The 11,250-nt window shown below is 66.8% G+C and carries 9 protein-coding genes; 3 read left to right on the top strand and 6 right to left on the bottom strand.

Annotated features, from left to right (window positions below):
• Positions 1-144: 144 nt before the first annotated feature.
• Positions 145-2,265 (bottom strand): heterodisulfide reductase-related iron-sulfur binding cluster, encoded by a 2,121-nt coding sequence (locus AC5FRV_RS20020; protein ID WP_493562846.1) that lies wholly within the window; start codon positions 2,263-2,265, stop codon positions 145-147.
• Between the two features lie 188 nt (positions 2,266-2,453).
• On the opposite strand from AC5FRV_RS20020, the gene AC5FRV_RS20015 reads away from it, so the two are divergent.
• Positions 2,454-3,059: a conditioned medium-induced protein 4 gene (locus AC5FRV_RS20015; protein WP_493562845.1), complete on the top strand. Its 606-nt coding sequence runs from the start codon at positions 2,454-2,456 to the stop codon at positions 3,057-3,059.
• A 63-nt stretch (positions 3,060-3,122) separates the two neighbouring features.
• A complete protein-coding gene (locus AC5FRV_RS20010; protein WP_493562844.1) occupies positions 3,123-3,773 on the top strand; it encodes a CRISPR-associated protein Cas4 in 651 nt (216 codons plus the stop codon).
• Positions 3,774-3,905: 132 nt separating this feature from the next.
• Here the strand turns inward: AC5FRV_RS20010 and AC5FRV_RS20005 are convergent, their stop codons facing one another.
• On the bottom strand, positions 3,906-4,490 hold the full coding sequence (locus tag AC5FRV_RS20005; RefSeq protein WP_493562843.1) for an L-threonylcarbamoyladenylate synthase: 585 nt from the start codon (positions 4,488-4,490) through the stop codon (positions 3,906-3,908).
• A gap of 111 nt (positions 4,491-4,601) precedes the next feature.
• On the opposite strand from AC5FRV_RS20005, the gene AC5FRV_RS20000 reads away from it, so the two are divergent.
• On the top strand, positions 4,602-5,054 hold the full coding sequence (locus AC5FRV_RS20000) for a PaaI family thioesterase (RefSeq protein ID WP_493562842.1): 453 nt from the start codon (positions 4,602-4,604) through the stop codon (positions 5,052-5,054).
• On the opposite strand, the gene AC5FRV_RS19995 is transcribed toward AC5FRV_RS20000, so the two are convergent.
• The 4 genes from AC5FRV_RS19995 to AC5FRV_RS19980 form a co-directional block, all read right to left on the bottom strand.
• Entirely contained in the window at positions 5,048-6,715 is a 1,668-nt protein-coding gene (locus tag AC5FRV_RS19995) for a hypothetical protein (protein WP_493562841.1), read from the bottom strand. The genes AC5FRV_RS20000 and AC5FRV_RS19995 overlap by 7 nt on opposite strands.
• A gap of 106 nt (positions 6,716-6,821) precedes the next feature.
• Positions 6,822-8,702, bottom strand: a complete 1,881-nt coding sequence (locus tag AC5FRV_RS19990) for a cation:proton antiporter domain-containing protein (protein ID WP_493562840.1) — start codon at positions 8,700-8,702, stop codon at positions 6,822-6,824.
• Between the two features lie 262 nt (positions 8,703-8,964).
• On the bottom strand, positions 8,965-9,600 hold the full coding sequence (locus AC5FRV_RS19985) for a hypothetical protein (protein WP_493562839.1): 636 nt from the start codon (positions 9,598-9,600) through the stop codon (positions 8,965-8,967).
• A 216-nt stretch (positions 9,601-9,816) separates the two neighbouring features.
• Positions 9,817-10,716, bottom strand: coding sequence for an MBL fold metallo-hydrolase (locus AC5FRV_RS19980; protein WP_493562838.1), 900 nt, complete (start codon positions 10,714-10,716; stop codon positions 9,817-9,819).
• Between the last annotated feature and the right edge of the window lie 534 nt (positions 10,717-11,250).

The following is an 11,250-nucleotide window of genomic DNA, read 5'->3' as shown; positions in this document are numbered from 1 at the left end:
GCAAGCACGCGAGCGTAGCGAGCGCGCACAGCGTGGGCCGCGCGACCCGAGCGGGCCGAGGGCTTTCGACGTGTTTGCGGTGTTGTCACTGATTCGTGGAGAGCGGGCCGAAGGCTTTCCTCTGTCGTTAGTTCCCTCGGCTGATCACGTTCCCTCAGAACCAGATCGCGCAGAGACAGCTACGTTCTCTTCATCTAGCGCCTCTGCGAGCAATTCGGTCACGCCGACGATCTCCAGTTCGTCTTCGAACCCGCCGGTCTTCCGGCCGTCCTCGAACATCGTCGTACACATCGGGCAGGCGACGACGAACTTCTCGACCGCGTTCCCCGCCTCAGTGTCCTCCACGGCCTCTCGAAGCCGTTCCTCGCTGGGCTTTCGCTCCTCCTCGACTTCTATCCAGAGACCGCCGCCACCGCCGCCACAACAGAACGAGTCCTGCCGGTTGCGGGGCATCTCGACGCGCTCACACCCCGTCGCGTCCACGAGCTCCCGGGGCGCCTCGAACTCGCCGTTGTAGCGGCCCAGATGACAGGGATCGTGGTAGGTGACCGTGTAATCGAGCGTCGCCGGCACGACCAGCGAACCCGAGTCCACCAGATCAGCCACCACCTGGGTGTAGTGGAAGACGTCCTCCGCGTCCCATTCGCAGGCCTCGAACTCGGGATATTCGTTCATGAACGTGTTGTAGGCGTGGGGGTCGGTCGTGACGATCCGGTCGAACTCGCAGTCCTGGATGGCGGCGGCGTTGTCCTCGACGAGCATCTCGTAGAGACCTTCCTCGCCGACGCGGCGGACGTCGTTGCCGGCGTTCTGTTCGTCCTCGTAGAGGATGCCGTAGGAGACGTCTGCCGCCTCGAAGACGCGGGCCAGCGCCGTCGCTATCTTCTGGTTCCGGCCGTCGTAGCTGGGGTAGTCGCCGACGTACCAGAGGTAGTCGACGGCCTCCTCGCGGGCGTCGGGCACGTCGAAGTCCAGGTCGTCGGTCCAGTCCGGTCGTTTGCGCTCAGGGTTGCCGAACGAATTCCCGTGCTGGAACACGTTCATCATGGCGTCCTGGGCGTTCTCGTCCATCTGGCCCGATTCGGTGAGACGGCGGTTCATCTCGGTGAAGCTGGTGAGGTGTTCGATGTCGACGGGACAGCTGTCCATGCAGGCCATGCAGGCCAGGCAGGACTCCATCGTCTCGCTGTCGACGACGGAGGTGCCACCGTCGGCAATGATGGGCATCTCCTCGGCCTCGCCACCATCGCGCTCCTCCCGGTAGTGCTTCAGGTCCAAAATGACGTCCCGGGGGTCGAGCGGCCGGCCGACGTCCTTCGCGGGGCAGGCGTCCGAACAGCGGCCGCACTTCGTGCAGGCGTCCTGGTCGAGCAGTTGTTTCCACGAGAAGTCGTCTATCTCGCTGGGGCCGATCTCCTCCGGGGCGGCGTCGGCGGGTACACCCGGTAGTCTCACTCCGGCCTTCTCGTCGCGGGTGAGGACGTTGGCAAAGGAGGAGAGCATGTGGAACGGCTTGGCGTAGGGGACCCAGGCGACGAACCACAGCGCCAGCAGCGAGTGGCTCCACCAGACGACGGGATACGCCGCCGTCGCGAGTTCCGGGGTGACGCCCGCTCCCTCGAACGCGCGGGCGACGGTCCAGCCGACGAAGCTCACCGTCTCGAAGCTGACGTCGCGCACTGCTGACGTCCCGAGGATCCGGACGCCCTCGGTGAGGTAGCCGCCGACGCCCAGGAGAAAGAGCGACCAGACGAGCAGGTGATCAGAACTGTCGGTGTGGCGACCCCAGAGCCGGTCCATGCGGACGCCGTAGCGCCGCCAGATGGCGATACCGAGGCCCACCACGAACAGCAGGCCCATCAGGTCCATCACGAAAGAGTAGGAGAGGTAGAAATCGCCGACGAAAAAGGACTCGCCGGTCAGCGGCCGATAGAAGTCCATGTCGATCCCCAGGATGGTCGTTCCGATCAGCAGGGTGAGAAAGCCCCAGAAGACGAAGGAGTGCCACAGACCAGCGACCCAGTCGCGGTCGAACTGTTTCTGGTTCGACAGGACGATTCCGGCGGCCGTGAGCACGCGACCCGGCAGGTCGTCGAGCCGCGGAAACGGGTCCTCGCTTGCCCGCGCGTACCGGGCAAACCGCCGGTAGACGCCGACGAGGAAGACCAGTATCGCCACCGCCGAGAGGTAGTAGAAGATCGCTTTCCCGAGCGGGCTGATCTGCCAGAAGGTGGGCCGCGTGGCCGCCTGGAGCGGCAATGCCATGTGATATCACCCATCGTCCTGCCGCTTAAGTCTTGCTGGACCCCGCCGCAGTCTGTCGGAAACGAAATCGGTGTTCAGAGTTCACGCCCCACTGACTGCGGTCGTACTGTCCAGCTATCTGCCGCATTCCCGCCCGTTTGGCCCGTTCCCGACAGATACTTACCCGTCCGTCCACCCTTTCACGGTCGATGGACGAAAAGACCGAGGAACTACGCGACATCTTCGTCGACGTCGCCGGCGAGGACACTGTCACGGAGTCCCAGGAGGAGTCGCCTGGCTCGCTCACCACCGACGAGGACGGGGTGGACGACCGCATCGCCGCGGTCGTCGAGCGCATGCGCGACCGGTACGACTTCGACTCCGGGCTCGACGACGAGCGACTCGCCGCCGTCGTTCGTGGGTTCTACGACGGCGACGACGACGCCACTATCGCCGACGAGCTGGGCGTCGCGGCCGAGGACGTCTTCGACGCCCGGCTGGACCTCCACCTCTTCCGCGACGCGGACACCGACGCGCCGTTCGACCTCGCGCCGCTCCGCAAGCGGGCCGGAGACGACGTCGCGACGCTGGCCGCCGACCTCGACGCCGCGCCCGAGGCGGTCCGCCACTACTGCCGGGTCGTCACCGCCCAGAACGAGGCCCGGCAGGTCAGCCAGCGCTTCCAGGCCGAGTTCGAGGAGGCCCTCGCCGACGCCGGCCTCACGGCGATGACCGACGCGATGCCCGAGAACGGCCTCGACGACACGACCGAGGACATCGGCTCGCTCGAAGAGGACGCGGACGTTAGCTTTTAGGCACCTTCTTCCACCGTTCCCGCGCCCGACCCTTTATCAGTGAAGACGGGACCAGAGCGGTCCATGCACGCCTTCCGCGACCTGGAGACGGCCGCGTACTGCGCCCGGAAGCTGTACCACCGCCGGCGCGACGCCGACGTCGAGGTGCCGGACGTGAGTGACGTCCGGTCGCTCGCCTTCGAGTACGAGCACCTGCTGGCCGTCGACGCGGCGCTGCTCGCTGCTCCCATCGAGGTCTCCCCGGGGACGTTCCGCGATCGACTCCGAACCGCGAGCGACGATCTCGATTCGTGGGACGAACTCGCCGACCCGCCCCGGAAGAACGCGTTCCTCGAAGGGAAGGACTGCCGCGGCGTCGCCCACAAGGTGCTGGAAGACCCGCTCGCCCCGTCGCTGGTCTTCGCCGGCCGCCCGCCCGACGACGGCGTCTGGGAGCCCCAGTCCGTCCGACTCGTCGCCGCCGCCAAGGCGCTCTCCTGGGAACGCGAGCGGCAGGTCGAACGCGCCTACGCCGAGTACCCGGCCTACGGCGTCGTTCGCGAGATCGAACTGACGACGCATCGCACGGGCGACTACCGTCGGGCGCTCCGGACCGCCGAATCCATCGACGGGCCACCACCGCGCACGTCGAACGGCGCCAAGTGCGAACCCTGCGAGTACCAGGAGTCCTGTGGTACGCGAACGCGGTCGCTCAAGAGCATCCTGAAGCCGTGATTCCCGGGCGACTCGCGGTTTCACCGCTTGCTCGAAAGCTGGCCCTCCTTCCAGTCGGGCCCAGCCTACCTTACGGGTCGCTCCGCTCCCCGTTCGGTATCAAGACGGTCGTTCACTTCGCTCACGACCTTCCTACTCTTCGCTTCGCAGCCACATCTGTACGGCCGTCACCATCCCGCCGTCCCGCAGTATCTCGCCCTCGCCGACGTCGACGACCGTGGACTCCGCCCCGAGCGTCTCGCCGCCGTCGAGGACGACCGCCGCCGCCTCGCGAATCTCGTCGTCGAGCTCGTCGACGCTGCGTGCGCTGGGGTTGCCACTGACGTTCGCGCTCGTCGCCGTGAGCGGGCCGGCCGCGGCGAGGAGGTCCCGAGCCAGTTCGTGCTCGGGGACCCGGATCCCGACGCGGTCGCGCCCGCCCGTCAGCGCGTCGGGCACCTGCTCGCCCCGCTCGACGACGACCGTGACGGGGCCGGGGAGGAACGCCCGCATGAAGCGTTCCTCGCGCTCGGTGGGGTTGGTGTACTCGAGGGCGGTGTCGACGTCCGGGACGCCGAGTGAGAGCGGGTCGTCGCGCTCTCGGCCCTTCGCCGCGAACACCCGCTCGACGGCGTCGGGGTCCAGGGCGTCTGCCCCCAGCCCGTACACCGTCTCCGTCGGGTAGACGACGAGGTCGCCGTCGTCGACGGCCTCGGTGGCTCGCTCGATGTCCGTCATCGGCCCTACGTCGGAGAGCCCCCGGAAAAAGCGTGACGGGTCGCTCACCACGCGCGGCCCGTTTGTTCCCGTTCTGGAGGGCTTATCCCGCGTACCCTCCTCTCACTGGCAATGAGTCTCGAAACCGTCTTCAACGAGATCCCGTTCGTCGAGTCGCTCGGCATCGAGGTGACCGAGGCCGGCGACGGCCACGCCGAGGGGACGCTCCCGCTCCGGGAGGAACACACCACTAACCCGCACGGCGGCGTCGCCCACGGCGGCGTTACCTACTCGCTGGCCGACACCGTCGGCGGCGCGGCCGTCGTCTCGCTCACCGGCGACGTCGCGCCGACCGTGGACATGCGCATCGACTACCTCGCGCCGGCGACGGCCGACCTGACCGCGACGGCCGACGTCGTCCGCAACGGCGGGAGCGTGGCCGTCGCCAACGTCGAGATTCACGATGCGGACGATCACCACGTCGCCACGGCTCGCGGCGTGTACAAGACCGGCGGTCAGAACGGGGAGTCACCGTGGGAAGCGGACGTCGAGCGAGACGACGTGGATCCGGACGACGATCAGTAGTCGACGTAGTCCCAGAACGTGGCGTACACGGACGGGCCATCCAGTTCGGCTGGCCGCTCGACGTGCGTCGTTCCGTACCCGTCGAACTTGGAGACGACCCGGTTCCCGACCACGACCGTCTCGATTCCGTCCGCTCGCTCGTAGTGGCTCTGTCTCTCGACCGATCGCAGCCGGCCGGTCTCCCGGTCGACTGTCACTCGCACGTAGTTCCCGTCCCGGTAGGTGACGCCCTCCTCGCGCGGCGACGGATAGCTGTCGGCGTACCGCTCGTCGGCGTGGAGCGCTTCGGGGTCGGTGACCGCATAGACGACGGCGTCCTCGGTGCGGTTCACGACGCGCCAGGGTAGCGCAGGCGACGGGTACCGAGAGGCGTCCGGCAGGAAGGACTTCGTGGGGCCGATCAAAACCGCGCCGTCCTGGCGCTCCATCCGGAACGTTTCGCTGACTGTGTACCTGAACCACCCTTTGGGCTTCAGCGTCCGTCCGTCCTCCAGATAGATTTCGTAGCGCCAATCCGAGTAGTGTCTGTGAACTGAGGCGGCGACCCGCCGCTGTCGGGTGTCGATCCGGATGTCCTGCTCCCTGACTGTCTCCCAGGACTGGGTCGTGTCGTTGTACGTGGACCAGACGTGGGTGTGCTCTCGACTCGTGGCCGCCGTCCGCTCGTTCGCGGCGGCGACGACGGTCGACGGGTCGTCCCGCTCGACGTCCGGTGCGGCCGGCGTGCGGTCGATCGGATCGACGTCCCCGACCCTGACTGCCCCGACCCCGCCCACGACCGCCGCAAGGAGTACCATGCAAGCGACCCCAGTGCGCGCTCGCGGGACGAGACTCCCAGATTCCGCTCGCGTCCGTCCACGCCTGACCAGCTCGTCGTCGGCCGACAGGTGATAGGCCGCCAGCACGGGTCTGGCGAGGCAACTGCCGGCGAGGAAAACGGCGGCGAGGTGCAGAACCCCGAGGCTGCCGCCCGTGAGGATGTCGAATCCGATCGCGAACGCCATCGCGAGGAACGATGGCGCGGCGAGCAAACTCGCCCGGCCCACGCCGTAGGTGAGGAGCGCTCGGGGATTCGACAGCGTCGCCCGAGCGCTCGCCAGCCACGCCCACGTGGGCCGTTCGTCACCGCGGACCGTCGCGAGGTCGTGGAACGAGAGGGGCAGTCGGGCGAGGTACGCGGCGACGAGCCAGGCACCGACAATGACCAACCACGGGCCCACCCACGATCCGTTCCCCACCGTCCCACGCGCAATCTGGACGACCGCGTCGATACCGAGCGCGATGGACGTGGTGACGACGGCGAGCGGGATGAACAGCAGGAATGCGACGGCGTGTGCACTCACCGAAGCGCGAAACAGCGATGCCCCGGACCGCCGTGCTTCCGTCGCGGTCTTCGCGAGCACCGACCGGCCGCCGTTCGTCTCGCCCCGGACGACCGCGTACAGGCCCGGCGTGAGGGCGCTGACGACAGCGAGCAGGCCGAGCCGTCCGAGTACGCCGACGCCCACCCCGGTCCACTCGCCGGCACCGGCCAGGTCGACGCCGATACCGAGGAGCGCGAGAGACGCCACGTCTGCCAGGCCGATGATCAGGCCGAAGCCGAGCAAGGCCGGACGATCGCGGACGGTACCCACCGCGCCCCACAGCCCCCGGAAACTCATGCTATCGCGACTCTCGCGCCTTCGAACAAAAACCTTCGCCGCTCGGATCGGCCGGGAGGCCGTCGAGCCTGCAGACGAGGCCGACAGACGGTACGGCCGGAGAACGTTAGCTGGCGTCGCTGTTGACGAACGCCATCCCCTCGCGGACCGAATCGTTCCGGCCAAGCAGCGTCAGCATGTCCCCGCGCTCGACGACGAAGTCGGCGGTCGGGACGTCGGTCTCCCCGTCGCGCGTGATGAGCGCGATGAGGCAGGCGTCCGGAAGCATCGGGCCGACCTCGCTGACGGGCTTGTCGACGATGTCGTGGTTGGTCACCTCGATCTCCTGGACGTCACCGACGCGGCCGACGTCGGTCATCCAGTGGGCGATGGCGGGGCGTTCGATCTGGTTGTCGATGGCCCAGGCCGTCGCCATGGCCGAGGAGATAGTGCTGACGCCCAGGTCCTCGAAGGCCTCGACGTTGTCCGGGTTGTTCGCGCGGGCGATGACCCGCTCGACGTCGAACTTCGAGTTGGCCAGCTGGGCGACCAGCAGGTTGGCGTCGTCGTCCCCGGTGGCGGCGACGACGGTCTTGGCGTTCTCCGCCCCGGCGGAGCGCAGTACTTCGGTGTCGGTGCCGTCGCCGCTGTGCACCGTGAACCCGGCGTTCCGGGCGGTCTCTACGACGCTTTCTCTCTCTTCGACGATGACGACGTTCTCGCCACGGTCTTCGAGGCGTTCGGCGAGCGACCGGCCCACCTTCCCGCCTCCGACGATGATGACTCTCATTGGTATCACGTCCAGGTATTCCGCGATTTTGCGGGCGAAGCCGCCCTCGAACACGGCGGTCAGCAGGATTGCCAGGAAGACGGTCCCGAGGATGATGTTCGCCTCCTCGATCCGACCGAGCGCCTGCAACTCGACGGCGAACAGCGTCGCGACCGACGCCGGGATGATCCCGCGCGGTCCGACGAAACTCATGAACGTCCGCTCCTGCAGGGTGAACCGGTCGCCGACCGTCGAGATGAACACGAGCACCGGCCGGATCACGAGCGCCATCGCGACGACGACGATCAGGCCGGGGATGCCGACCTGCCGGAGCGCGTTGAGGTCCAGCAGCGCGGCCAGCGCGATGAAGACGAACGAGAGGACGACCAGCGTGATGTCCCCCTTGAAGTCCTCGATGTCCTCCTCGTAGGGGATGTCCGCGTTGCCGAGCAGGAATCCCGCCGTCGCCACCGCGGCGACGCCGGCCTCGCTCGCCTGGGCGTTCGCCGCCGCGTACGCGATGAGTGCGCCGGCCAGCACCAGCAACCGGGCGTTGCGCGGTGCGTCACCTGGCGAGAGGTCGACGTATCGCAGCAGGTAGAAGACGACCGCGGCGACGAGCACGCCGAACAGCAGCCCGACGCCGAGGCGGGTGATGAACCCCTCGACGAGGCCGTTGGAGACGGTCTCGGGGCTTACCGCCTCGAAGAAGACCACGGCGAGGATGGCCGCCGTCACGTCGTTGACGATACCCTCGGTCTCCAGCGCCGCGGCGACGCGGTCCCTGACCGGGACGACCTTCAGGATCGGCGTCACCACGGTCGGCCCGGTGGCGACGAGCAGCGACCCGATCGTCAGCGCGAGGAACCACGAGGTGTCGAACGCGAACCGGACCGCGACGCTCGTGCCGACGAGGGCGATGACCGCCCCGACGGTCACGAGCTGGACGGCAGCCGACGGTGCCGACTGGATCCGTTCCATCTTCAGGTGGAACGCCCCCTCGAAGACGATGATGGCGACCGCGAGCCCGACGATCGCGGGGAGCGCGTCCCCGAACGACGCCGGGTCGATGATCCGCCCGTTCACCAGCGGTATGTACGGCGATATCGGTCCGAGCACGAGCCCGGCGGCGATGTAGAAGATGATGCTCGGGATCTGCAACCGGTCGGCCAGCAACTGTGCTAGCACACCGATCGCGATGATGCCGGCGACGAGCAATATCAGGTCTGTGGCCGCCATCGTGTGTCTGGCCCAAAGCAACGGGGCGGTATAAATACATCCACTCGCGAAAAGCGGTCGGGCGCAGTCGATTCGTTCACTTCACACCGTCCAATCCTGGGAGGTCTCCGTCCCAGGACGCTCGGCAGCGGTCAAGCCACCGGGTTTCGTCGCTTCCGGACCGCGTGCTCGGTGTTCACCCGCGACGGGGGTCGGCAAGCAGCCGGATCGCCGCCGTCCACGAACCGGCTCCTCTCATCGACGTGATCCGCCACCTGTGCTATTAGAGGGACACCTTCGCATCGTACAGCACTGCGTCGACGTCTCGGTTCTCCTGCAGTGCCTGATACACGCTCCTCGTCTCGGACTTCGAGATACGGACTGCGGTCGCGTTAACGGAGTCAAGCCGGTGTCGGACACGAACTCCGGGATGGGACAGGACGGCCGAAGCGTCCTCCGGGTTGTCGGAAGACCAGCGGATGATCACCGGGATCTCATCTGTCGTTGCGTCCGTCTGTCCCTGCGATCTGAGCAGTTCGATGTCGAACAGGGCCCGGTCGAATCTCGACTGGTTGTATTCGTCGGGAAGGACGTACGTACCGGAACCTGTTCTGACGATACTGGCCGAAGCCCGCCAGTAGCGGGTCTGACGACCTCGCGATCTTTCCGGCGTCTCGAGACTATACGTGGTCTCATTCCCTTCCTCACTGATTATCACTGTGTGCCCGCTTATTACTGTCAGCTGTTCGGTGTCCGGCGCCGTCGCAGCGGCCGATGCTTCGGCGGTCGGCGGTGCCGTCGCGCCAGCGACCATTCCCGCGCTCGCGACCAGAACAATTGCGCTGACGAGGAAAGCAGCTAATTGAGGCTGTGCTCCGTCTGATCTGCTCGTTTCCAGACCGTCGTTTCTGCCAATCATGTATGATACGAACCCATATCAATTGAAATTATATTATTATATAAACATTTTGGACTGTCATTTAACGCTCTGGTCTGCGATGGTCGCTCGCTGTCCACCGGCTCCGGCTCTTCGGCTGTACGGCGGAACTGCGCTCCGTGCACGGTAGGAAATCGATCGTCACAAAACACTCGAGGGGCAGCCACCTCCCTACCGGCTCGACGGCAGCGGCCGTCGCTACTGGTCCAGATACGTCAACACGCCGCGGACGTTCATCGCCACCTCGGCCGTCGACTTCTCCTCGCCCCAGATCTCCGGTGTCTCGACCGTCTCCTGGAACCGTTCGATGACGGCGTCGTCGTCACCCAGTTCGTCGCGGGCCGCCTCGACGTCGGCCACCCACGCCGACAGGATCTCGGCGTAGGTGTCGAGGCGGTCGGCCGTCCGCGCCGGTCCGAAGTGGCCGTACAGCAGCCACTCGGGGCCGATCGCTTCGAGCGTCTCGACGTCGTCCAGCGCCCGATCCAGGTCGAAGTTCGACGGCGGGCTGGTGACGTGGACCTCGTCGGTGGACGGGCTGTAGATGCCCGCCGCGTCGGCCGTGAACACCCCGTCGATTTCGGGGTCGTGAAAGACGACCTGGTGGGGCGCGTGCCCGGGCGCGTGGTGGACCGCCAGCGAGTGGTCGCCCAGTTCGATCCGGTCGCCGTCCTCGATCTCGACGATCCAGTCCTCCGGCACGGGCTCTGGTTCGACGTAGTACTGGATCTGGTCGCCGACCGCCGCCTTCGTCCCCTCCCAGAGCCGCTCGGGGTCGACGAGGTGCGGCGCCCCGATCTCGTGGACGTACACCGCCGCGTCCTCGAACTCCTCGACCAGGAACCCCGCCCCGCCCGCGTGGTCGAGGTGGACGTGCGTCGCCGCGATGACCTCGACGTCCTCCGGGTCGATACCCGCCGCCTCGACGGCGTCGAGCACGCGCTCGTAGTTCGTCCCCAGGCCCGTGTCGACCACGGCGGGACGCTCGGCGTCTATCACGTACACCGAGCCGTACTCCTCGACGCCGTACATCCCGGTGTCGACGTACCACAGGTCTTCGTGCACCTCGCTCGCGTGCGTGACGTCCCCGATTGCCATGTCTAGCATGCGCGTGTGGGCGGTGGTTAAGCGTTCGTATAGTAGTGATTCGATCAGTAATTTCGATGGGAGCTGAGCTAGAGAACGAGACTTCAAACAAGGGAAAGCCCTCGACGTGCTGAACTCGCGCGGACCGCGCTGCGCGCCTCACTCCGTTCGGTGCTTACGGGCCCGTGCTTCGTTCAGCCCGCCTCGCCCTTTCAATCCACCAGGTCAGCACAGCACCGCAGCCCTGCCCTTCCCCTGGTCGCACGACCCTCACATTCGTTCGGGCACGTGCTCCCGGCCAACTGCTGTGCGATTGCGGAAGGAAGCGTGATTCGCGGCGGACGCCGCGAATCCGGGGAGGTGTGGTGGAGTCACTCGCGAGCGCGTGCCGAAGGCCGCGCGAGCTATGCAGCCCTGGCGGACTGAAATGCTCTGTAGGATCGGTCTGTCGGTGCGTGATTTTCACGAGTATCTAACGCTGCGGCGGAGGTTGTAGACGGTGGCTTTCAGCACCATCTCGCGGAATTCGAGCCACCAGCTGCGGGC

This window comes from Halomicrobium sp. HArcel3 (assembly GCF_058933135.1).
Note: the sequence above shows the minus strand (reverse complement) of the source record. Positions and strands in the feature narration are given on the sequence as shown.